The 21,126-nt window shown below is 63.9% G+C and carries 22 protein-coding genes; 11 read left to right on the top strand and 11 right to left on the bottom strand.

Going from position 1 to position 21,126, the window contains the following annotated elements; genetic code table 11:
• Positions 1-13 precede the first annotated feature (13 nt).
• Positions 14-874: a pirin family protein gene (locus tag UB48_RS26190; RefSeq protein ID WP_045202196.1), complete on the bottom strand. Its 861-nt coding sequence runs from the start codon at positions 872-874 to the stop codon at positions 14-16.
• A 104-nt stretch (positions 875-978) separates the two neighbouring features.
• Here UB48_RS26190 and UB48_RS26185 point away from each other — a divergent pair, with 104 nt between their 5' ends.
• The 3 genes from UB48_RS26185 to UB48_RS26175 all read left to right on the top strand — a co-directional run bounded on the left by UB48_RS26185 (position 979) and on the right by UB48_RS26175 (position 4,282).
• On the top strand, positions 979-1,986 hold the full coding sequence (locus UB48_RS26185) for an amidohydrolase family protein (RefSeq protein WP_045202194.1): 1,008 nt from the start codon (positions 979-981) through the stop codon (positions 1,984-1,986).
• Between the two features lie 66 nt (positions 1,987-2,052).
• On the top strand, positions 2,053-2,517 hold the full coding sequence (locus UB48_RS26180; protein WP_045202191.1) for a DUF3859 domain-containing protein: 465 nt from the start codon (positions 2,053-2,055) through the stop codon (positions 2,515-2,517).
• Between the two features lie 139 nt (positions 2,518-2,656).
• Positions 2,657-4,282, top strand: a complete 1,626-nt coding sequence (locus UB48_RS26175) for a methyl-accepting chemotaxis protein (RefSeq protein ID WP_045202189.1) — start codon at positions 2,657-2,659, stop codon at positions 4,280-4,282.
• Positions 4,283-4,339: 57 nt separating this feature from the next.
• On the opposite strand, the gene fabB is transcribed toward UB48_RS26175, so the two are convergent.
• From fabB to UB48_RS26150, 5 genes are all read right to left on the bottom strand, one after another.
• Entirely contained in the window at positions 4,340-5,560 is a 1,221-nt protein-coding gene (gene fabB / locus UB48_RS26170) for a beta-ketoacyl-ACP synthase I (RefSeq protein WP_045202187.1), read from the bottom strand.
• 11 nt (positions 5,561-5,571) lie between these two features.
• Positions 5,572-6,087 (bottom strand): 3-hydroxyacyl-[acyl-carrier-protein] dehydratase FabA, encoded by a 516-nt coding sequence (gene fabA / locus UB48_RS26165; RefSeq protein ID WP_045202185.1) that lies wholly within the window; start codon positions 6,085-6,087, stop codon positions 5,572-5,574.
• A 205-nt stretch (positions 6,088-6,292) separates the two neighbouring features.
• The gene (locus tag UB48_RS26160) at positions 6,293-8,221 is read right to left on the bottom strand and encodes an ATP-binding protein (RefSeq protein ID WP_045202183.1); all 1,929 of its coding nucleotides are present in this window, start codon (positions 8,219-8,221) and stop codon (positions 6,293-6,295) included.
• Positions 8,218-9,111, bottom strand: coding sequence for an ABC transporter substrate-binding protein (locus tag UB48_RS26155; RefSeq protein WP_045202181.1), 894 nt, complete (start codon positions 9,109-9,111; stop codon positions 8,218-8,220). Before UB48_RS26155 ends, UB48_RS26160 begins: the two co-directional genes overlap by 4 nt.
• Positions 9,111-11,222: a TonB-dependent siderophore receptor gene (locus tag UB48_RS26150; protein ID WP_045202179.1), complete on the bottom strand. Its 2,112-nt coding sequence runs from the start codon at positions 11,220-11,222 to the stop codon at positions 9,111-9,113. The genes UB48_RS26155 and UB48_RS26150 overlap by 1 nt, the downstream gene beginning before the upstream one ends.
• Positions 11,223-11,393: 171 nt before the next feature.
• On the opposite strand from UB48_RS26150, the gene UB48_RS26145 reads away from it, so the two are divergent.
• From UB48_RS26145 to UB48_RS26110, 8 genes are all read left to right on the top strand, one after another.
• On the top strand, positions 11,394-12,419 hold the full coding sequence (locus tag UB48_RS26145; RefSeq protein ID WP_045202177.1) for an NAD(P)H-dependent glycerol-3-phosphate dehydrogenase: 1,026 nt from the start codon (positions 11,394-11,396) through the stop codon (positions 12,417-12,419).
• 13 nt (positions 12,420-12,432) lie between these two features.
• Positions 12,433-12,780: a DUF4389 domain-containing protein gene (locus UB48_RS26140; RefSeq protein WP_045202175.1), complete on the top strand. Its 348-nt coding sequence runs from the start codon at positions 12,433-12,435 to the stop codon at positions 12,778-12,780.
• Positions 12,777-13,232: a phosphohistidine phosphatase SixA gene (gene sixA / locus UB48_RS26135; protein ID WP_045202173.1), complete on the top strand. Its 456-nt coding sequence runs from the start codon at positions 12,777-12,779 to the stop codon at positions 13,230-13,232. Before UB48_RS26140 ends, sixA begins: the two co-directional genes overlap by 4 nt.
• Before the next feature lie 100 nt (positions 13,233-13,332).
• Positions 13,333-13,680, top strand: a complete 348-nt coding sequence (locus tag UB48_RS26130) for a hypothetical protein (RefSeq protein WP_045202171.1) — start codon at positions 13,333-13,335, stop codon at positions 13,678-13,680.
• Between the two features lie 92 nt (positions 13,681-13,772).
• The gene (locus UB48_RS26125) at positions 13,773-14,567 is read left to right on the top strand and encodes an alpha/beta fold hydrolase (RefSeq protein ID WP_045202169.1); all 795 of its coding nucleotides are present in this window, start codon (positions 13,773-13,775) and stop codon (positions 14,565-14,567) included.
• Positions 14,564-15,418 carry an alpha/beta hydrolase gene (locus UB48_RS26120; RefSeq protein WP_045202167.1) on the top strand — a complete coding sequence of 285 codons (855 nt, stop codon included), beginning with the start codon at positions 14,564-14,566 and terminating at the stop codon, positions 15,416-15,418. Before UB48_RS26125 ends, UB48_RS26120 begins: the two co-directional genes overlap by 4 nt.
• Positions 15,419-15,563: 145 nt before the next feature.
• The gene (locus UB48_RS26115; RefSeq protein ID WP_249744445.1) at positions 15,564-16,331 is read left to right on the top strand and encodes a DUF4892 domain-containing protein; all 768 of its coding nucleotides are present in this window, start codon (positions 15,564-15,566) and stop codon (positions 16,329-16,331) included.
• Between the two features lie 12 nt (positions 16,332-16,343).
• Positions 16,344-17,396, top strand: a complete 1,053-nt coding sequence (locus UB48_RS26110) for an AI-2E family transporter (protein ID WP_045202231.1) — start codon at positions 16,344-16,346, stop codon at positions 17,394-17,396.
• Between the two features lie 9 nt (positions 17,397-17,405).
• Here UB48_RS26110 and UB48_RS26105 read toward each other — a convergent pair whose 3' ends face one another.
• The 5 genes from UB48_RS26105 to UB48_RS26085 form a co-directional block, all read right to left on the bottom strand.
• Positions 17,406-17,900 carry an Lrp/AsnC family transcriptional regulator gene (locus tag UB48_RS26105; protein WP_010224632.1) on the bottom strand — a complete coding sequence of 165 codons (495 nt, stop codon included), beginning with the start codon at positions 17,898-17,900 and terminating at the stop codon, positions 17,406-17,408.
• 12 nt (positions 17,901-17,912) lie between these two features.
• Positions 17,913-18,764 (bottom strand): ABC transporter ATP-binding protein, encoded by an 852-nt coding sequence (locus UB48_RS26100; RefSeq protein WP_275560879.1) that lies wholly within the window; start codon positions 18,762-18,764, stop codon positions 17,913-17,915.
• A 3-nt stretch (positions 18,765-18,767) separates the two neighbouring features.
• A complete protein-coding gene (locus UB48_RS26095) occupies positions 18,768-19,481 on the bottom strand; it encodes an ABC transporter permease (protein ID WP_045202163.1) in 714 nt (237 codons plus the stop codon).
• Positions 19,478-20,203, bottom strand: coding sequence for an ABC transporter permease (locus UB48_RS26090; protein ID WP_038996184.1), 726 nt, complete (start codon positions 20,201-20,203; stop codon positions 19,478-19,480). The genes UB48_RS26095 and UB48_RS26090 overlap by 4 nt, the downstream gene beginning before the upstream one ends.
• A gap of 75 nt (positions 20,204-20,278) precedes the next feature.
• Positions 20,279-21,058 (bottom strand): ABC transporter substrate-binding protein, encoded by a 780-nt coding sequence (locus tag UB48_RS26085; RefSeq protein ID WP_045202161.1) that lies wholly within the window; start codon positions 21,056-21,058, stop codon positions 20,279-20,281.
• Positions 21,059-21,126: the final 68 nt, after the last annotated feature.

Below are 21,126 nucleotides of genomic sequence, written 5' to 3'. Positions count from 1 at the left end.
GGTCGCAGTAACCTCAAGGCAACTCGATCCGTTCACTTTCCCCCGGCACCGTCGGCCACTCCCCGGCCGCCCAGCGTGCCCGCGCCTGCTCGATCAGCGCCGGATCGCTGGCAACAAAATTCCAGTTCATCCGCCGCGGCCCGTCCAGCGGCGCCCCGCCAAACAGCACCAACTGGCTTTCGCTGTCGGCATACAGGCTCATCTCTTCACCGTGCGGCAAGATCACCAGGCTGCACGGCTCGATCGCCACATCGTTGAGGCTGACTTCGCCATCCAGTACATACAGCGCACGCTCGGCATGCTCGGTGGGCACCGTCAGAGTAGTGGCCGCCTGCATCTGCACCAGCGCATACAGGGTCGGTGACAACACCGGCACTGGCGATTGCAGGCAAAAGCCGCTGCCGGCAATCATGCGAATGCGCACCCCCAGGCTGTCACTGACCGGCAGGCTCGCCGCCGGATGATGGCTGTAGTGCCCCGGGCCTTGCTCATGCGCTTTGGGCGATGCCAGCCACACCTGCAAACCGTGCAATCGGGAGCTGCCAGGCAGCAGTTCGGCCGGCGTGCGCTCGACATGGGCGATGGCGCTGCCGGCAGTCATCCAGCTGACTTCACCGGCCTTGACCCGTTGATCCGAGCCCAGGCTGTCCTTGTGCTGGATTTCGCCCTCGAACAGGTAGGTGAGGGTCGACAGGCCGATATGCGGGTGCTGGCGGATGTTCATGCCGCGCCCGGCCGGGTAGTCGGTTTCGAGCATGTGGTCGAAGAACACGAACGGCCCGACGCTGCGGCACTGGGCCGAGGGCAGGGGGCGCAGGATAGGTTGGCCTTCGACCGATTCGGCGCGAGGGCGGATGACCAGGGGAAGGCTCACGGTGTGCTCCAGGCCAGCAGGGAAAGTTCTTGTAGCATAACCTGCTGAACTGGCGTGTGTTCGCTCCGGTCTACCCTGTCTGAATCGGCCAGAAGGAATGCGAAATGATTGCCAGGTGTCTGGGCTGGGCGCTGTTGCTGGGGCTGTCGCTGCAGGCGGCGCAGGCGCGCGAGTATCACTACAGTGATGCGCACCTGCATTACGTCGATTTTTTCCAGGAAACCGCCGGCATGGACGCCTTGCTCAAGGCCATGGATGAGGCGCGCATCGACCAGTCGATGATTTCCGGCATCCCGGTGGCCAAGAAGTGGCACGAAGACGAGCCCAAGCGCCCGCGTTACTACGCGGGCGATGATGCCGATGCCTATTGGTACAGCGCCACCGACATCTACGTTGCTGCGGCGCTGGAGAAGCTTTCGCCTGAGCAGCGCCAGCGCTTTCATCCGTTTCTCACCGGCTTCAACCCGGTAGACAAGAACGCCGTGGCCCACATCGAACGCATGCTCGCGCTGCACCCGGGCCTGTGGCAGGGGATCGGCGAGGTGTTCACCCGCCACGACGACCTCACCGCGTTGACCAGCGGCGACACGCCCAGGGCCAACAACGAGGCCATGACCCGCATCTATCACCTGGCCGCCGAGCAGGACCTGCCGGTGCTGATCCATTCCAACATCACCTCCAAGCGCGAACGCAACCCGCTGTACCTGGCGGAAATCGAAGAGCCGTTGCGCAATCACCCGCACACCCGCTTCATCTGGGCCCATGCCGGCACCAGTATGGAGATTCATCGGCACCAGACGCAGCTGGATTTTCTGCTGCCGACCCTGACACGGATGCTCGAGGATTACCCGAACCTGTACATAGACCTGTCCTGGAGCGTGCTGCAGCCTTATCTGCTGGATGAGAAGGGCAAGCCCAGGGCTGAGTGGCTGGCGCTGGTCAAACGCTTCCCCGAGCGCTTCATGCTTGGCTCCGACGTGGTCGGGCGCTTCAACAGCCTGGGCGAACAGTTGCATGGTTTCGATCCGTTTCTGGATGCCTTGCCTGCCGAGGTGGCGCAAAAGGTCGCCCGCGACAACTTCCTCGCGGTGCTGCCCAAGGCACGCAAGTGACAGGACTGTCATCAGCTTGTCATGCCCGCGTCATAGCCTGCCGCCATCAACCTGATGGAGTGCACTATGTTTCCACGTCGTTTCAGCGCCCTGTGCGGGCTGTTGCTGGTCAGTGGCCTGGCCGCTGCCGAGGTTCGCGTCGAAGGCCCGGTCGAGTACGGCCTGTTCGAAACCCGCCACCAGAACTTCCAGCCCGGTGAGCGGGTGCTGAGCCAGAGTAACCAGACCATCCAGCCCACCGATGAAATCCCGGCGCGCCTGGGTAGCAAGTTCGGTATGCGCTACCGCCTGGAAGGCAAGGTCGCCGAGGACACGCCGCTGACCCTGCTGTACCTCACCCCTGGCGTGCGCACACCCGACGGCAAGCGCCACGACAAGTTCGAAGTGGTACAAAAGCTGGTGCCCGGTGCGGTCCAGGATGTCATGGCGTACGAGTTCACCGAGAACCACGAAGTGGTGCCGGGGCAATGGCATTTCATGGTCTTTCAGGGCGATCGCCTGCTGGCCGAGCAGCGCTTTACCGTGCGCTGAGGCAGGGCGACCCTGGCGTCGCGATCATAAGGCCTTTTGATATCACGTTTTCGTCTTACGCAAATTTTCCACAGGCCGATACCGTCTAGAAGCAAGGACTGCTGCCCTATTGAGCAGCGCTTTTGGAGGGAGCCAGAAGATGAGCTTGAGAAGCATGAATATCGCGCCCAGGGCCGGCCTGGGCTTCGGCCTGGTGGCGGCACTGGTGTTTGCCTTGGGTGCGTTTGCCTTGATGCAGATGACCAGCATGCGCCAGCAGTCCGAGCAGGTCGACAGCAACTGGTTGCCCAGCGTGATCTCGGTCGGGCAGATGACCCAGGACATGTTGCGCATCCGCGCCTTGACCCTGCGCCTTTTGGTCAATCGCGATGCGGCGGCGCTGGAGCAGAACAAGTCGCGCATCGAAGAGATCAAGTCCGGTCTGGACAAGGCCCAGCAGAAGTACCAGGCGCTGATCGTCCTGCCTGAAGAACAGACCCTGTTCGACCGCTACCTGGACCTGGAGCGGCGCTACCTCAAGCTGCAGGCCCAGGTGGTGCAGTTGTCCACCGAGCACCGGGTGGAAGAGGCGGTGGCCATGGTCAATGGCGAGATGAACCAGCTCGCCGACCAGATGACCGCCAGCCTCAACGAGCTGATCGCGCTCAATAATCAGCATGCCAACAGCGCCACCGACCTTGCCGAAGTCGTCTACACGCAGGCGCGGATCTGGGTGATCGGCTTGCTGATCGCCGCTGTGGTGCTCACCGTGGTCCTGGCCTTGACTCTGACCCGCAGCATCGTCCGGCCACTGGCACAGTCGCTGCAGGTCGCCGAAGTGGTCGCCACCGGTGACCTGACCCCGCAGATCTCGGTGCAGGGCAAGGATGAGCCGGCGCGCTTGCTGGCGGCCTTGAAACAGATGCAGCAAAGCCTGCGCGATACCATCGGGCGCATCTCCGATTCTTCCAGCCAGCTGGCCTCGGCCTCCGAAGAGCTCAGCGCGGTAACCGAAGATGCCACCCGCGGGCTGATGCAGCAAAGCCAGGAAATCGAACAGGCGGCCACCGCGGTCAACCAGATGACCACGGCAGTGGAGGAGGTGGCGAGCAATGCCGTGGCCACCTCCGAAGCCTCGCGCGAGTCCGACCGCATCGCCCGTCAAGGGCGCGAGCAGGTGCGCCTGACCGTGACCTCGATCGAAGACCTGGCCGCTGGCGTCACCGCCAACGCCGAAGAGGTCGGGCAACTGGCGCAACAGGTGCATGGCATTACCAAGGTGCTGGATGTGATCGGCGCGATTGCCGAGCAAACCAACCTGCTGGCCCTGAACGCGGCGATTGAGGCGGCGCGCGCCGGTGATGCCGGGCGCGGTTTTGCCGTGGTGGCTGACGAGGTGCGGGCATTGGCCCATCGCACCCAGCAGTCGACCCGGGAAATCGAGCAGATGATCGACGGCATCCAGCAGGGCACCAATCGTGCGGTCGAGGGTATGCAGCAGACCAACGAGCGGGCGCGCGGCACCCTGGAAGGCGCACATGCCGCCGGGGCGGCGCTGGAGGAGATTGCCGCGGCCATCAGCCTGATCAACGAGCGCAACCTGGTGATCGCCAGTGCCTCGGAGCAGCAGGCGCAGGTGGCGCGGGAGGTGGATCGCAACCTGACCAATATTCGCGACCTGGCGATGCAGACGTCGGCGGGGGCGAATCAGACCAATGCGGCGAGCCAGGCGTTGTCACAGCTGGCGATTGAGCTCAATGGGCTGGTGGGGCGCTTTTCGGTGTAAGGCACAAACAAAAACGCCCCGACGAGTCGGGGCGTTTTGAGTGCAAGGGGCAAGCCCTTACTTGCCAGCCCAGCGCTTGAGTACCAGGGTAGCGTTGGTGCCGCCGAAACCGAAGCTGTTGCTCATCACGGTATCGATCTTGGCGTTTTCCTGGGTCTTGGTCAGCACCGGCAGGTCGGCCACTTCCGGGTCCAGTTCGTCGATGTTGGCGGAACCGGCAATGAAGTTGCCCTCCATCATCAGCATGCAGTAGATCGCTTCGTGAACGCCGGCGGCGCCCAGGGAGTGACCGGACAGGCTCTTGGTCGAGCTGATGGCCGGAGCCTTGTCGCCGAACACTTCGCGAACGCCCTTCATCTCGGCAACGTCGCCCACCGGGGTCGAGGTGCCGTGGGTGTTCAGGTAGTCGATCGGGGTGTCGACGGTGGACATGGCCATCTGCATGCAGCGGATGGCGCCTTCGCCGCTTGGCGCGACCATGTCGTAGCCATCGGACGTCGCGCCGTAGCCGACGATTTCGGCGTAGATCTTGGCGCCACGGGCCAGGGCGTGTTCCAGCTCTTCAACCACGACCATGCCGCCACCGCCGGCGATGACGAAACCGTCACGGTCAGCGTCGTAGGCGCGGGAGGCTTTTTCCGGGGTGTCGTTGCGCTTGCTGGACAGGGCGCCCATGGCGTCGAACAGGAACGACTGGCTCCAGTGCTCTTCTTCACCGCCACCGGCGAAGACGATGTCCTGCTTGCCCATCTGGATCTGTTCCATCGCGGTACCGATGCAGTGAGCACTGGTGGCGCAGGCCGAGGCGATGGAGTAGTTCAGGCCCTTGATCTTGAACGGGGTGGCCAGGCACGCCGAGACGGTGCTGCTCATGGTCCGGGTGACGCGGTACGGGCCAACGCGCTTGACGCCTTTCTCGCGCAGGATGTCCAGCGCTTCCATCTGGTTCAGGGTCGAGGCGCCGCCGGAGCCTGCGATCAGGCCGGTACGCGGGTTGGAAACCTGCTCTTCGGTCAGGCCCGAGTCCTTGATCGCGTCGGCCATTGCCAGGTAGGCATAGGCAGCGGCGTGACCAACGAAGCGGTAGATTTTGCGGTCGATCAGTTCTTCGAGGTTGAGGTCGATGGAGCCGGAAACCTGGCTACGCAGACCCATTTCGGCATATTCCGGGTTGAATCGGATGCCAGGGCGGCTTGCACGCAGGTTGGCGGAGACGGTCTCTTTGTCATTGCCCAGGCACGAAACGATGCCCAGACCAGTGATAACGACGCGGCGCATGCGGATAACCCTTAGAAGTTGTCAGTGGAGGTGAAGACGCCGACCCGGAGGCCTTCGGCGGTGTAGATCTCGCGACCGTCGACGCTGACCGAACCATCGGCGATGGCCATGTTCAGCTTGCCTTTGAGGACGCGCTTGATATGAATGTTGTAGGTGACTTTCTTGGCGGTCGGCAGGACCTGGCCAAAGAATTTCACTTCGCCCGAACCCAGGGCGCGGCCACGGCCCGGCAAGCCTTGCCAGCCGAGGTAGAAACCGACCAGCTGCCACATGGCATCCAGGCCCAGGCAGCCCGGCATCACCGGATCACCTTCGAAGTGGCAGGCGAAGAACCACAGGTCCGGGGTGATATCCAGCTCGGCGACCAATTCACCTTTGCCGTACTTGCCACCCTCGGCGCTGATATGGGTGATGCGATCAACCATCAGCATGTTCGGGGCGGGCAGTTGCGCGTTACCTGGGCCGAACAGCTCACCGCGACTGCAGCGCAGCAGGTCTTCCCGAGTAAAGGCGTTTTGTTTGGTCATGCGAGCTCCTCAATAGTCCCCGTGCGGCAGGGGGCAAATCTTCCCGGCCGTCCCAAAACGCTAGCGTTTGAGCCGGCAGCCTACACATAGACTATTGCGTTGTAGTGAAAGTCACAGCGCACGGGGCAAAGAAGTACACTTGTGCACTGAAATTTTATTTTCAAGCCCTTCGCGGCGCTTGTCCAGTCTCTTAGACTGCCGCAATTTAGCATTTATCGCCAGTCACAGCTGTCTGACCGGGCAGCCAGCGTTGCAGAATTTGCTGCAGATCAGTGCGTTTGAACGGCTTGGCCAGGTAGTCGTTCATGCCGGCGTTCAGGCAACGCTCGCGATCGCCCTGCAAGGCATTGGCGGTCAGGGCGATGATCGGCATGGCCGCCGCCTGTGGTAGCAGGCGAATGCGCCGGGTGGCCTCGTAGCCATCGATGATCGGCAGGCGGCAATCCATCAGTGCGGCGGCAAAGCGCTGACGTCCGGCCTGGGCCACGGCTTGGGCGCCATCAACTGCAACGCAGACTTCAAAGCCCAGGCTGCGCAGCATCGCTTCGATCACCGTCTGGTTCACCGGATTGTCCTCGACCAGCAGGATCCGTCGGCCCTGGCCGTCGTCTTCGGGGCGGGTCAGGCCACTGGGCAGGCGCGGCGTTTGCGCGGTCGACAGGGCCAGGGGCATTTCCAGGGTAAAGGTCGAGCCCAGGCCTTCACGGCTTTCGCCGCGCAGGGTTCCGCCCATCCGCTCGGCCAGGGTGCGGGCGATCGACAGGCCCAGGCCGGTGCCGCCATAACGGCGTGAGATCGAGCTGTCGGCTTGCTGGAAGGCAACGAACATCATCTCCAGGCGGGTGCTGTCGATGCCGATGCCGGTGTCGCGCACCGCGCAGGTGAACCAGATCAGTTGGCGGTCGAGCACCTGCCAGCGCGGTTCGATGTGCACGCTGCCGCGCTCGGTGAACTTCAGGGCGTTGCCGATCAGGTTGAGCAGCACCTGGCGGATGCGCGTCGGGTCGCCCACCACTTGCAGTTGTTCCATGCCCGGCGGCAGGCGCAGTTGCAGCTCCAGCTGGCGCTGCTGGGCCAGGTGCTGGAACGACTGCACACTGCTGCCGATCAGCTCGCCGAGGTTGAAGTCGATATGCTCAAGCTCGAGGTTGGTGCGCTCGATGCGCGAGAAATCGAGGATATCGTTGATGACCTTGAGCAGGTGCCCGGTCGACTCGCTGGCCACCGCGGTGTATTCGGCCTGTTCCTCGTTGAGCGGGGTTGTTTCCAGAAGTTGCAGCATGCCCATGACGCCGTTCATGGGCGTGCGCAGTTCGTGGCTCATCATCGCCAGGAAGTCGGATTTGGCCTTGTTCGCCTGTTCGGCTTCTTCGCGGGCCTGGATCAGTTGCGACATGGCTTGCTGTTGTTCATGGCTAGCTGTGCCCAGGGCGCTGGCAAGGTTGTTGATGTGCCGCGCCAGATGGCCCAGTTCGCTGTCGTCGACCACCGGCAGCGGCGCATTGAACTGCCCTTGCTGGATGGCCTTGACCGCATGGCCCATGTCGCTGATCGGCTTGGCCAGGCTCAGGGCCAGGCGCCGGGCGAGGATAAAGGTGAACAGCAGGGCAAACAGCGCGAGGATCCCGGCCTTGACCACGATTTCCTGCTGGCGCTCGCTGAAGGCATCGTCCGACATGCCGACGATTACCCGGCCCAGATAGTCGTCACCGATGCTCCTGGCCGGTGCGTTGCTGTGCAAAAAGTCGTTGTCCAGGCGGATCTGCTGCAGGCGAATGGGGGCCTGGAACACTTCGACTTGCTGTGCGCGGTTGTTGCTTTCGTCCGGCTGCTCGACATACACGAGGATATGGTTGCTGCTGTCCTGGACCTCGAGAAAGCGCACGTGGGGGATGCTCAAGGTCGCGCGCATGAGGCTTTCGAGCACTTCGTTATTACCGGCGATTACCCCGTATTCGGAGGCCGGGGCCAACTGGTTGGCGATCAGTTGACCGGTGTGGTTGAGCTCCTGGCGCAAATCCTGGATACGCACGAAGGTAAAGAAGCTGATCAGCAGCAGGGTCAGCAACAGGGCCGGGCCGAGGCTGATGATCTGCGTGCGGGTGTGGATGTCCCAGCTCAGGCGCCGTCTCATGGTGTGCTTTCTCCTTCGGCCAGGGCCAGGGCGGCGGCGGACGGGTCAATCGCTTCGATGCCCAGGGCGCGGGCCACCTGCTGGTTGCCGAGCACGTTGAAGTGATCCGGATAGAGCGTGCGTGGCCAGCGATTGGGGGCCTGGTTGAGCAGCCGCTCGAGCACCGCCAGCCAGTCGTCCTGATCGCTCAGGGTACTGGCCAGGGCGCCGGCCTTGACGAAGCCGGCATTAGGCCCGATCAGCGCCATTTGCCGGCCATAGCTGCTGAGCAGAACGTTTTTCGCCGTTTTCGAGTTGTACAACTGTGGATCGTCGATGCCCAGCAGTACATCGCTGTTTTGCAGAAGACTTTGCAGTGGGCGGCTGTCGCGCAGGTCTGGCCAGGCTTCGGCGATGATCTCCAGGCCCAACGGGCTGGCCGCCTTGCGCAACTCGTCGAGCAGAAACTGGCTGTGCTCGGCATACAGCACGCCCACGCGCTTGGCCTGCGGCAACAGGTAGCGGGTCAGGCGCAGCTGGCGGGCCAGCGGCGGGTCGCTCCATAGCAGGCTCAGGTAAGGCGGGCGCAGGCTGCCCAGACGCTGTTGGGCCTGGACGCGGCTGACGCGCAAGGCCAGCGCCGGTGGACCGGCGCTTTCGCTCAGGCGCCATTCGAGGCTGGCGCCATCGAGCAGGATCAAGCGGGTGGCGGCTTTAATCTGGCTCGGTCGTGGCAGCTCGGCCACCGGTACGAAGCGCACCTGGTCAGCCGGGCGGCGCTCGCGCAAGGCGTCGACGAAGCTGCGCACGCCGGGGTTGTCCTGGCTGGCAGTGAGCAGGATCTCACTGGCCGACAGGCTGCCCAGGGGCCACAGGCAGACCAGCAGCAGCCAGCGCCGCAGGCGGCGCATCAGAACGCCAGCTCCGCACTGAAAGACAGCACGTGACGGCTGTCATAGCGGTTGTCGTAGATGGTCGTCGGCTCGTCATCCAGGCGCTGCTGGAGCATGCCGGCCAGTTCCAGGCTGGTACGATTCCAGCGCAGGTGCTTGACCACGCGTAAGTCGACGCGTTCGAAGCGGTACTGGTTGAGGGCATCGTCGCCGTAGTAGAACAGCGCACTGGACCAACCGCCGCCCCAGTTCCGCAGCCAGCCGGCCGAACCGCTGTTGTGGGCGCTCAGGCGCCGGTCGGCCGGGTTGCTGGCCCAGGCATCGACGTAGGCGTAGGTCAGGCGCAGGCGATCGGCCGGGCTCAGGCGCCAGTCCAGCTGCGCTTCGCTGCCGCTGAAGCGGGCCTTGTTGCTGTTGCTGGCAATGTACTGGTTGTTGCGCAGCGGTTCGCTGATCATGCCGGTGATTTCGTCGTAGAACAGCTTGAGGTCGACGCTCAGGTCGGCATCGGCGAAGTAACCGTTATAGCCCAGTTCCCGCGAGCGCATGCGCTCTTGCTCGAGATCGCCCGGGCCGCGGGTCTTGACGAAGTAATCGGCGTCGCGCTGGCCGAAAGCGCCAGGTTCCAGGTTATTGACCCGGTAGCTCCAGTTGACGTTGTTCTCGAACATGTCCGGCGAGCGCACCGCCTCCGAGTACACCGCGCGCAGGCCATGGCGCGGGGTGATCAGGTAGTTGACCGCCACCCGCGGGGTCAGCGAGCTGCCGGACAGTCGGGCATCTTCGTACATGGCCCCGCCCTGGAGGATCCAGTGCTCGTCGGCGCGCCATTCCAGGTGGCCGAACAGGCGCCAGGTGCTGTCGTCGAGGCTGCCATTGAAGTAGGTCTGCGAGTCGGCGCGGTCGTAGCGGTAATTGGCGCCACTGACCAGGCGCAGGCTGTCGGACAGGCTCAGGGTGTCCTGCACTTCAAGGTCGTAGCGGGTTTCCCGGGTGCTCTGGTCGATATCGCCGCACACCTGCTGCGCGCCGCCGTTGCGCCATTGCTGCTGGACTTGCGTTGCCAGCGCGGTCTCCTCGCTGCTGCCGGCGGGCAGGGGTGAGGTGATGTTGCGCGCCACCTGCTCGGCGTAGTTCGGGTTCAGGCGCCAGAGCTGGGTCAGTTGCGGGCTGAACGACAGCGCCGCATCGCAGGCGCGCCACACCTGTTCACGTTCCCAGTGCTGGGCCGAGCCCTGGATGTACAGGCTATGGTTCGGGTTGAAGTCGATGTTCCAGCGCAGCGAGCCGGCGTAATCCTTGGCGTTGAGGTCGGCGTTGTTGCCGGCGGCAGTAACGTAGGGAAACACTGGTTTATAGGTATAAGGACGCTGGTCACTGCCTTCTTTGGCCGCGAACTGCCACTCCAGGCTCTGGTTGCTGGCCAGGGTGTGGCTGGCGCTGAGGTTCAGGCGGTTCAGGCGGCGGCTGTCGCGGTAGTCCTGGCCCAGGTGGTTCTGGTCGAAGCCGTCGTCCTGCATGCCCGACAATGACAGACGCAGGTCGCCACCGTCCCAGCCCAGGCCCTGGCTTGCGTACCAGTCATTGATGCCGCGCTGGCCACGGGTGACTTTCAAGCGCGTGCCGTGGCTGTCGGCCGGGCTGCGGGTAAGGATATTGACCACCGCCATCAGCGCATTGGCGCCGTAACTGACGGTGTTGGGGCCGCGGAACACCTCGATGCGCTCGATGTCTTCCATGGCCAGCGGGATATCGCTCCAGTCCACCGTGGCCAGGCCTGCGCGGTACACCGAGCGGCCGTCGATCAGCACCTGCATGCGCCGGGCATCGTTGACGTTGCTGCCGTGGTAGTTGACCGTCGGCTGGTTGCCGGCGCCGTAGCCGATCATCATCCCCGGCACCAGGCGCAGCAGTTCGGGTATGTCGCGGGCGCCGCTGGCGCGGATCAGCGCGTTGTCGAGCACGGTCATGCTGCCCGGCACCGCCGCTGGCGATTGCTTGAGGCGGGTGGCGGTGAGCACTTGCGGCAAAGCCTGGCTGTCGACGAACAGGTCGTCAGCCACACTGGGGCCGCTGAGCAGGGCAGTCAGCAGTAATAAAGGGCGTTTGCAGGTCGGGCCAAAAGACACAGTGCGGCCTTGGTAACAGGTTCAAGTCGGGCATGTTAACCGAGTGGTGGGCATTTTCCAGTCATGGCGCGACGCTTCCCAGCGGCGATTCGGTCATCTGCCACTGGCTCTGGCACCGGCGCTCCGTATAATGCGCAGGTCGCCACTTAAATTGGTTTTAACGGATTGGATATGACTGAACAGCAGCCTGTTGCAGTTCTGGGAGGCGGGAGTTTCGGCACCGCCGTGGCGAATCTGCTGGCAGAAAACGGTGTTCGGGTGCGCCAATGGATGCGCGACCCCGAGCAGGCCGAGGCCATGCGCAGCAACCGCGAGAACCCGCGCTACCTCAAGGGCATCAAGTTGCATGCCGGGGTCGAGCCGGTCAATGATCTGCTGGCGACCCTGCAGGCCTGCGAGCTGATCTTCGTCGCCTTACCTTCCAGCGCCCTGCGCAGCGTGCTGGCGCCCCACGCCCAGTTGCTGGGCGGCAAGATGCTGGTCAGCCTGACCAAGGGCATCGAGGCGCAAAGCTTCAAGCTGATGAGCCAGATCCTCGAAGAAATCGCCCCCCAGGCGCGCATCGGCGTGCTGTCCGGGCCGAACCTGGCCCGCGAAGTGGCCGAGCACGCGCTGACCGCCACCGTGGTCGCCAGTGAAGACGAGGCCCTCTGCCAGCAGGTCCAGGCTGTGCTGCACGGGCGCACCTTCCGTGTTTATGCCAGCGGCGACCGCTTTGGTGTCGAGCTGGGCGGGGCGTTGAAGAACGTCTACGCAATCATTGCCGGGATGGCCGTGGCCTTGGGTATGGGCGAGAACACCAAGAGCATGCTGATTACCCGCGCCCTGGCCGAGATGACCCGCTTTGCCGTCAGCCAGGGCGCCAACCCGATGACCTTCCTGGGCCTGGCCGGGGTCGGTGACCTGATCGTCACCTGCTCCTCGCCCAAGAGCCGCAACTACCAGGTTGGTCATGCCCTGGGCCAGGGCCTGAGCCTGGACGAGGCGGTCAGCCGCCTGGGCGAAGTGGCCGAAGGGGTGAACACCCTCAAGGTGCTCAAGGTCAAAGCCCAGGAGGTCCAGGTGTACATGCCCCTGGTCGCCGGCTTGCATGCGATTTTGTTCGAAGGCCGGACCCTGACCCAGGTGATCGAGCTGCTGATGCGTGGCGAGCCGAAAACCGATGTCGACTTTATCTCCACCAGCGGTTTCAACTAAGCAGGAGCAGGACATGAACGATTCTTCAAACCAGACCCAGCGCGAGTCGATCATCTTGCGCGTGTTGTGGATGCTGGTATTCCTGGTGGTCTGGCAACTGGCCGAACTGCTGCTCGGTGGCCTGGTGCTGGTGCAACTGATCTACCGGCTGATCTACGGCGCACCGAGCGCCAGCCTGATGAATTTCGGCGACAGCCTCAGCCAGTTCCTGGCCCAGATCGGCCGCTTCGGCAGCTTCCACAGCGACCAGAAGCCCTGGCCGTTCGCCGACTGGCCAACCCCGCGCGCGCCTGAAGGCGAGGCTGCCCACAGCGTGCCGCCGGCAGCGCACCCGGTGCGCGACGAAGAGCCGAAGCTGTGAAGTTGTGGGTGCTGCGTCACGGCGAAGCCGAGCAGCGGGCCAACACCGATGCCGAGCGCCGTCTCACCGCCCATGGCCGCGAGCAGGTGCTGCGTAGCGCGGCGCAGTTGCTCGGGCAGCCGCTGCAGGTGATTCTCGCCAGCCCCTATGTGCGCGCCCAGCAGACTGCGGCGCTGGTCCACGAAGCCCTCGGCTTCGGCAAACCGGTGCAGACCGTGCCGTGGCTGACCCCCGACAGTGACCCGCACGCGGTAATCAGCGAGCTGGAAAACCTGGGCGTGAACGAAGTGTTGCTGGTCAGTCACCAGCCGCTGGTGGGCAACCTGGTCAGCCTGCTGGCGCATGGCAGCCGCCAACCTCCGGCGCCGATGAGCACCGCCAGCCTGGCCGAACTCGAGGGTGAGTGGCCGCTGGCGGGGCTGATGACCTTGCGTGGCCTGAATCATCCATAAATCCGCTGATCGACCTAGCATTTTTACCAGTTGTCCTGCCCGGTACACCTTGTTAGCGTGCAATCAAGTTGCGGGGCAGGGTGTCCCAGGGAATTGGACTATGAGCAGTAGACATCTGGATCTGGTGTACTCGGCCGACGTGCAGCCGGCGCTCGACAAGGTGCAAAAGCACCAGGCGCTGGACTTTGCCGAGTACCGCATGTTGCAGGACAGCGCCGACGCCAAGCTCGACTACCTGCTGCGCAAGTTCGAAGGCCAGTACGAGCTGGAGCAACTGCGCCAGGCCAGCATTCGCATGTCACACCTGCTGCAGACCAGTTGCCTGGCCCTGCGCCGGCTTGAGCTCGATGTCGAAGACAAGCGTCGCGCCCGCGAAGCCCTCGAGCAGCAACTGGCCTATATGCAGGCCTGCCTGCGCCGCTCGATGGCCAGTTTCGGCGAGTATTGACCTGATTGCCGTCGCCGATGGCTTTTCCGGACATTGCCGCCACGGGTGCGGTTGCCGACAATGAGCCATCACTTCCTTCTGGATTGGCGGCCATGTCGCAGCAGATCTTCTTCGCCCATGCCAATGGCTTTCCCTCGGCCACCTACGGCAAGCTCTTTGCGGCGCTGGCGCCGGACTATCAGGTCAGCCACCTGGCCCAGCATGCCCACGATCCGCGCTTTCCGGTCAACGACAACTGGCAGAACCTGGTCGACGAGCTGATCCATCACCTGGAGCAACAGCCGGGCCCGGTCTGGGGCGTCGGGCATTCTTTGGGGGGTGTGTTGCATCTGCATGCGGCGCTGCGCTGCCCGCAGTACTACCGCGGCGTGGTGATGCTCGATTCGCCGGTGTTGACCCGGGTCGACCAGTGGCTGATCCACGCCGCCAAGCGCATGGGCTTCATCGATCGCATCACCCCGGCCGGGCGCACCCTGGGCCGCCGCGAAGCCTTTGCCGACCGTGACAGCGCACGGGCCTATTTCGCTGGCAAAACGCTGTTCCGCCATTTCGATCCCGAATGCCTGGACGCCTACCTTGAGCATGGCTTGCAGCCCGGCGCAGACGGCTTGCGCCTGCGCTTTGACCCGGCTACCGAGATCAGCATCTACCGCAGCCTGCCGCACACCAGCCCGAGCCCGGCCAAACAGCTGCAGCTGCCCCTGGCCATGGTCCGTGGCAGCCACAGCCGGGTGGTCAAGCGCCATCACGCCCTGGCCGTGCGTGGCATGCCCAGGGGCGAATACCACAGCCTGCCGGGCGGTCATATGTTTCCGCTGGAGCACCCGAGCGATACCGCCAGCCTGATCAAGGGCCTGTTCGAGCGCTGGCAGGACACCCCGACATGAGCACTGAAATGGAAGAAGTACGCCTGAACCTGGGCCATATCGAGCTGGCCGCGCACCTGTTCGGCCCGGCCGACGGCTTGCCGGTGATTGCCCTGCACGGCTGGCTGGACAACGCCAACAGCTTTGCCCGCCTGGCGCCCCGGCTCAAGGGCCTGCGCATCCTCGCCCTGGACCTGGCCGGCCATGGCCATTCCGAGCATCGCCCGGCCGGCGCCGGCTACGCCCTGGCCGACTACGCCCACGATGTACTGCGGGTGGCCGAGCAGATGGGCTGGGAGCGCTTTGCCCTGCTCGGGCACTCGCTGGGGGCGATCATTTCGGTGCTGCTGGCCGGCGCCTTGCCCGAACGCATCACCCGCCTGGCCTTGATCGACGGGGTCATCCCGCCCACCAGCGGCCCGCAGGATGCCGCCGAACGCATGGGCATGGCCCTGCAGGCGCAACTGCGCCTGGACAGCAAGCGCAAGGCCGTGCACTCGACCCTCGAGCAGGCCATCGAGGCACGCATGAAGGGCCTGGTGGCGGTCAGCCGCGAGGCGGCCGAGCTACTTGCCCAGCGTGGGCTGATGCCGGTACCCGGTGGCTACACTTGGCGCAGCGACAGCCGCCTGACCCTGCCATCGCCCACGCGACTGAACCAGGCCCAGGCCATGAGCTTCGTGCAGCGCATCGCCTGCCCGGCGAAACTGGTGGTGGCCGCCGAAGGCATGCTGGCGCGCCACAGCGAGTTGCTCGAGCAGCTACCCTTTGAGCGAGAACAACTGCCGGGCGGTCATCATCTGCACCTGAATGACGAGGCCGGCGCAACCCTTGTTGCAGACTGTTTCAATCGCTTCTTTGGCATTTCTTGACTTGTGACCGGCAACTGTCGAGGCTTGGCGGGTTGAACAGGGAGACAACCATGAACGAGCAAGACAACGCCACATCATTTGACCACCTTGACGCCCCGCGCTCGGTGACGAGCCTATGAGGCTCAAATTGCTTACCCGGGCGGCCATGGCCGGGCTCGGCGTTCTCGCCAGCCTGCCGTTGCTGGCCGACGGCCTGCCGGTTCCGCTGGACGCCAAGGTGGTCGATCAGCGCGCGGCGGTACCGCAGGAGCGCATCTACCCCTTGGGCGGCCTGCGCAAGATCAGCAATCAGCTGCGGGTCGAGGGCAAGATCGAAAGCCGCGGCCAGGTCAGCTCCACCACCTATGAGCTGCCCCGCGAGCGCAGTGCCAACGAAGCCTTCACCGCCGCCCGCGAAGCCCTGCAGAACGATGGCGGTTATCCGTTGTTCTGGTGCCAGGCGCGTGATTGTGGCGAGAACAGCCTGTGGGCCAACGAGGTGTTCAAGAACCGCACGTTGTCGGGTGCCGACGAGCAACAGGCGTTCATTCTGCTGCGCCGCTCCGCCGAGCAGAGCAACACCCTGGTCGCCCTGTACAGCATCACCCGTGGCAACAAGCGTGCTTACCTGCACGTCGAAGAGTTCGTCGCCGATGCGCCCCTGGGCGAGTTGCTGCCCACGCCAGCCACCTTGATGCGCGAACTGCTCGACACCGGAAAGCTCGACTACCCTGACTTGAACGGCGAGCCGCCTGCGGCCTGGGTCAACCTGATCGGGCGCAGCCTGAACAACAACACCACCTTGCGCGTGAGCCTGAGCGGGGCCAAGGCGCAAGACTGGCGTGAGCAACTGGTAAAGGCCGGGGTGCGTCCAGCGCGACTGGAAGTGGGTAGCGCCGAGACTGATGGTTTCCACGTCGAACTGATTCGTTGATCGAGAAACATGATGCCCAATAATGACCGCCTGCTGGTGCAGATCATCCTGCTGGCGCTGCTTGGCGCAGGCCTCTGGGTGATGGCACCGTTCATTTCGGCGCTGCTCTGGGGGGCCATCCTGGCCTACGCCAGCTGGCCGCTGATGCGTCTGTTGACGCGCCTGCTCGGCGGTCGCGAAACCCTCGCCGCAGGGTTGTTGACCACCTTGTGGATATTGCTGGTGGCGTTGCCGCTGGTGTGGCTGGGCTTCAACCTGGCCGACCATATTCGCGATGCCACCGCCTTCGTGCGCGACGTGCAGGTCGATGGCCTGCCCGATGCGCCGGGCTGGCTGGGCAGCGTGCCTTTTGTCGGCGAGCGCCTGGTGGGCATGTGGAACACCATTGACCAGCAAGGCGCGGCGTTGCTGGTCACCATCAAGCCGTATCTGGGCCAGGTCGGCAACTGGCTGCTGGCGCGCAGCGCGCAGATCGGCAGCGGCATTCTCGAGCTGACCCTGAGCCTGGTCTTCGTGTTCTTCTTCTACCGTGACGGGCCGCGCCTGGCGGCGTTTGTCCTGCGCCTGCTGGACCGCCTGATCGGCGAGCGCGCCGAGTACTACCTCGAACTGGTGGCAGGTACCGTGCAACGGGTGGTCAACGGCGTGATCGGCACCGCTGCGGCGCAAGCGGTACTGGCGCTGATCGGCTTCCTGATTGCCGGTGTGCCAGGGGCGCTGGTGCTGGGGATCGTCACCTTCATGCTCAGCCTGATTCCCATGGGCCCACCGCTGGCCTGGGTGCCGGCTACCGCCTGGCTGGCCTGGCAGGGCGAGTACGGCATGGCGGTGTTCCTCGGCCTCTGGGGTACCTTCATCATCAGCGGCGTCGACAACGTGCTCAAACCCTACCTGATCAGCCGTGGCGGTAACCTGCCGCTGGTGATCGTCTTGCTCGGGGTGTTTGGCGGCTTGCTGGCCTTCGGCTTTATCGGCCTGTTCATCGGCCCGACCTTGCTGGCGGTGGCCTACAGCCTGTTGCTCGATTGGTCGCGCAGCGGGCCGGTGGCGCCGCCGCGTACCTGAGTTGGTGGCCTAGAGCTGGGGGGCGGTGTTCTTCACCACCGCCAGCTCCGGGTGGGCGACCAGCTTGTCGATGTGCAGCTCGTCGTTGTTCATCCAGGTTTCGGTCAGCACCCGGTAGTGCTCCATGTCACGGCAGCGCATGCGCAAGCTGTAGTCGAAGTGGCCACTGATCAGCTGGCAGTCGAACACCTGCGGGCAGGCGCGCACGCAGGCCTCGAAGGCCTTTTGCGCGGCGCGCCCGCTCTGGTTGGAGAGGGCCACCAGCACCAGCAGCGACAGCCCCGGCGAAACCATCTGCACATCGATGATCGCGCCATAGCCGCGAATCACTCCGCGCCGTTCCAGCTTGCGCACCCGTTCCAGACATGGGCGAGGGGTGAGGTGCACCAGCGATGAGAGCTTTTCATAGGTGATGCGCCCGTTGTGGCGCAACACATCGATGATCGCTTCGTCGATCCGGTCCAGGGGCGGCGTGGTCTGTGGGCTGTTGACCTTGGTATCCATGCAGGTTCGGCTTCACTTCAAACGGTTGGAAAGAAATTGCTGCAGGCGTTCGCTCTGCGGCTGGTCAAGTATCTCGGCGCTTCCTTGTTCCTCGACCCGGCCCTGATGCAGAAACAGCACCTGGCTCGACACTTGGCGGGCAAAGCCCATCTCGTGGGTGACCATGAGCATGGTACGGCCTTCCTCGGCCAGCGTCTGTATGACTTTCAGCACTTCACCGACCAGCTCCGGGTCGAGGGCCGAGGTCGGTTCATCGAAGAGGATGATTTCCGGCTCCATGGCCAGTGCCCGGGCAATCGCCACCCGCTGTTGCTGGCCACCGGAAAGAAACGCCGGGTACTGGTCAGCGGCGCGGGCCGGCAGGCCGACCTTGTCCAGGTACTTGCGTGCGCGGGCTTCGGCTTCCTGGCTGCTGACCCCGAGCACCCGCCGCGGCGCCATGCAGATGTTCTCAAGCACCGTCATGTGGCTCCACAGGTTGAAGTGCTGGAACACCATGGCCAGGCGCGTGCGCAGGTTCTGCAACTGCGCCGGGTGCGGCGCCCGGCTGCCGGCGCGGCCCTGGCGCATTTCGATGGTCTGCTGATCGAGGGTGATGACCCCGGCATCGGGTTGCTCAAGGAAGTTGATGCAGCGCAGCATGGTGCTCTTGCCTGAGCCGCTGGCACCGATCAGGCTGATCACGTCGCCTTTGCGCGCCTGCAGCGAGACGCCCTTGAGCACTTCATGATCGCCGTAGCGTTTGTGCAGGTCGGCAACGCTCAGTTTTACCGTGGCGTCGGCGGCGACGCTGGCAATGCGCGGGCTTGGACGCGTGCCGTGGGTGTGCTCGCCGGTCGACAAGGCGTGTGCGGTAGTGGTCATGAGTTAGCCTCGGGCAGGAACAAGAAAACCCATCCAGCGCCGCTCGGCCAGGCGAAACAGCCCGACCAGCGCGAAGGACAGCAACATGTACAGCAGTGCCGCGGTTCCGAAGGCCTGGAAGGTCAGGAAGGTGGCGGCATTGGCATCGCGGGCGACCTTGAGGATGTCGGCGATGGTGGCGGTAAAAGCCAGCGAGGTAGCGTGCAGCATCAGGATCAGCTCGTTGCTGTAAGCCGGTAATGAGCGGCGCAGAGCCGCCGGCAGCACCACGAACAGGTTCAGCTTGCAGCCGTGCAGGCCGTAGGCCTGGGCCGCTTCGATCTCGCCATGGGGGATATTGCGAATCGCCCCGGCGAAAATCTCCACGGTGTAGGCGCAGGTATTGAGCACGAAAGCCAGCAGGGTGCAGTTCAGCGCATTGCGAAAGAACTGGTCGAGCAGGGCGTGATCGCGCACCACCTCCAGCCCGTACAGGCCGGTGTAGCAGATCAACAGCTGGATATACAGCGGCGTGCCGCGGAACACGAAGGTGTAGAACTCCACCGGCCAGCGCAACCACAGGCTGCGCGAGACCCGCGCCAGGGCCAGCGGCAGCGACAGGAAAAAGCCCAGGACCATGGTGATGACGAACAGCCACAGGGTCATGGCCAGCCCGGAAAGCCCGGCGCCGTCACTGTAGAGGTAGGCCTGGCCGTATTGCTCAAAGAGTTCGATCATCGTGCCAGCCCCTTGATACCGGTGTTGTAACGCCGCTCCAGGTGCTTGAACAGACGGTTGGAGAGGGTGGTGATCAGCAGGTACACAAGCCCGGCGATGATCAGGAAGTACAGGGTGTTGTTGGTGGTCTTGCCGGCGTTTTGTGCGGCCTTGACCAGGTCGGCCAGGCCGATGATCGACACCAGCGCAGTGGACTTGAGCAGCACCAGCCAGTTGTTGCCAAGGCCCGGCAGGGCGAAGCGCATCAGTTGCGGGAACAGCACCAGGCGAAAGCGTTGCGCGCGGCTCAGACCGTAGGCCGTGGCGGCTTCCAGTTGCCCGGCCGGGACGCTGAGGATCGCCCCGCGAAAGTTCTCGGTGAAATAAGCGCCGTAGATAAAGCCCAGGGTGATGACCCCGGCGGTGAACGGGTCGATCTCGAAGTAGTCCCAGCCGAGCAGCTCGGTCAGGTCGTTGAGCCACAATTGCAAGGTGTAGAAAATCAGCAGGATCAGCACCAGGTCCGGCACACTGCGAATCAGCGTGGTGTACAGAGTGGCCGGTACCCGCAGCAGTTTCAGCCGCGAGAGCTTGGCGCTGGCACCGAACAGGCCCAGTGCCAGGCTCAGGGCCAGCGACAACAGCGCCAGTTTCAGGGTCATCCAGGTCCCTTGCAGCAACAGCGGGCCGAAGCCCTGCAGGCTCAAGGCCTGCCAGCCATGGGAGTGAAGGAAGTCGTTCACGGGAAAAATCTCGGTAGGACGCAGGGCAAATGCGGGCGCGATCAACTCAGGGCGAACTGATCACGCCGGCACGGCTTACTCGTTGTAGATATCCAGGTCGCCGACGTATTTTTTCTGGATTTCGGCGAAGGTACCGTCGGCGTGCACCGCGGCAATGCCTTTGTCGAGCAGGGCCTTGAGCTCGCTGTCGTTCTTGCGCAGGCCCATGGCGATATCCAGGGGCAGGGTCGGGTCCTTGATCGCCGGGCCGCTCTTGAAGTCGGCGCCTTCGGGTTTGGAAAGGAAGTTGAGCTGGGCTTCGAGCTTGTCGGTCAAGGTGGCGTCGAGACGGCCGTTGAGCAGGTCGGCGTAGTTCTGGTCCTGGGCCTGATAAGCCTTGACCTGGGCCCCCAGCGGCGCCAGTTTGGCGCGGGCGTAGGCTTCCTGCAGCGAGCCTTGCAGCACGCCGACCTGCTTGCCTTTGAGCGATTCCGGGGTATCGCCGAAGTCGGCGCTCTTGCGCACGATAACCGAGGTCGGGCTGAGGAACAGTTTGGCGCTGAAATCGATCTGTTTCTGCCGCGCCGGGGTCACCGCCATCGACGACATGATCGCGTCGAACTTGCGTGCCCGCAGGGCCGGGATCATGCCGTCGAATTCGTTATGCACCCAGGTGCATTTGACCTGCAGCTTGGCGCAGATGGCGTTGCCCAGTTCGATGTCGAAGCCTTGCAGGCTGCCATCGGCGGCAACCGATTCAAAAGGGGGGTATTCGGGGTAGACGCCGAAACGGATCTCGGTCCATTCCTTGGCCTGCACCGCACTTGCGCACAGTGGCAGGAGCAGCACGCTGAGGAGCTTTCGCAGCGAAGTCATATGAGTATCCCTGAGTTTTATAGTTGATGTAGGGCAGTGGTGCGCTTCTGGTCTTTTAGTGACTCTCT

This window comes from Pseudomonas sp. 2(2015) (assembly GCF_000955865.1).
In the GTDB taxonomy this organism is placed as follows: Bacteria; Pseudomonadota; Gammaproteobacteria; order Pseudomonadales; family Pseudomonadaceae; genus Aquipseudomonas.
This window is presented reverse-complemented; position numbering and strand designations above follow the sequence as displayed.

What these genes read in the sequence shown, in the direction of transcription:
- UB48_RS26185 (WP_045202194.1), top strand. Translation starts at nt 979, where the DNA reads ATGATTGCCAGGTGTCTGGGCTGGGCGCTGTTGCTGGGGCTGTCGCTG.
- UB48_RS26180 (WP_045202191.1), top strand. Translation starts at nt 2,053, where the DNA reads ATGTTTCCACGTCGTTTCAGCGCCCTGTGCGGGCTGTTGCTGGTCAGT.
- UB48_RS26175 (WP_045202189.1), top strand. Translation starts at nt 2,657, where the DNA reads ATGAGCTTGAGAAGCATGAATATCGCGCCCAGGGCCGGCCTGGGCTTC.
- fabB (WP_045202187.1), bottom strand. Translation starts at nt 5,560, where the DNA reads ATGCGCCGCGTCGTTATCACTGGTCTGGGCATCGTTTCGTGCCTGGGC.
- fabA (WP_045202185.1), bottom strand. Translation starts at nt 6,087, where the DNA reads ATGACCAAACAAAACGCCTTTACTCGGGAAGACCTGCTGCGCTGCAGT.
- UB48_RS26160 (WP_045202183.1), bottom strand. Translation starts at nt 8,221, where the DNA reads ATGAGACGGCGCCTGAGCTGGGACATCCACACCCGCACGCAGATCATC.
- UB48_RS26155 (WP_045202181.1), bottom strand. Translation starts at nt 9,111, where the DNA reads ATGCGCCGCCTGCGGCGCTGGCTGCTGCTGGTCTGCCTGTGGCCCCTG.
- UB48_RS26145 (WP_045202177.1), top strand. Translation starts at nt 11,394, where the DNA reads ATGACTGAACAGCAGCCTGTTGCAGTTCTGGGAGGCGGGAGTTTCGGC.
- UB48_RS26140 (WP_045202175.1), top strand. Translation starts at nt 12,433, where the DNA reads ATGAACGATTCTTCAAACCAGACCCAGCGCGAGTCGATCATCTTGCGC.
- UB48_RS26130 (WP_045202171.1), top strand. Translation starts at nt 13,333, where the DNA reads ATGAGCAGTAGACATCTGGATCTGGTGTACTCGGCCGACGTGCAGCCG.
- UB48_RS26125 (WP_045202169.1), top strand. Translation starts at nt 13,773, where the DNA reads ATGTCGCAGCAGATCTTCTTCGCCCATGCCAATGGCTTTCCCTCGGCC.
- UB48_RS26120 (WP_045202167.1), top strand. Translation starts at nt 14,564, where the DNA reads ATGAGCACTGAAATGGAAGAAGTACGCCTGAACCTGGGCCATATCGAG.
- UB48_RS26115 (WP_249744445.1), top strand. Translation starts at nt 15,564, where the DNA reads ATGGCCGGGCTCGGCGTTCTCGCCAGCCTGCCGTTGCTGGCCGACGGC.
- UB48_RS26110 (WP_045202231.1), top strand. Translation starts at nt 16,344, where the DNA reads ATGCCCAATAATGACCGCCTGCTGGTGCAGATCATCCTGCTGGCGCTG.
- UB48_RS26105 (WP_010224632.1), bottom strand. Translation starts at nt 17,900, where the DNA reads ATGGATACCAAGGTCAACAGCCCACAGACCACGCCGCCCCTGGACCGG.
- UB48_RS26100 (WP_275560879.1), bottom strand. Translation starts at nt 18,764, where the DNA reads ATGACCACTACCGCACACGCCTTGTCGACCGGCGAGCACACCCACGGC.
- UB48_RS26095 (WP_045202163.1), bottom strand. Translation starts at nt 19,481, where the DNA reads ATGATCGAACTCTTTGAGCAATACGGCCAGGCCTACCTCTACAGTGAC.
- UB48_RS26085 (WP_045202161.1), bottom strand. Translation starts at nt 21,058, where the DNA reads ATGACTTCGCTGCGAAAGCTCCTCAGCGTGCTGCTCCTGCCACTGTGC.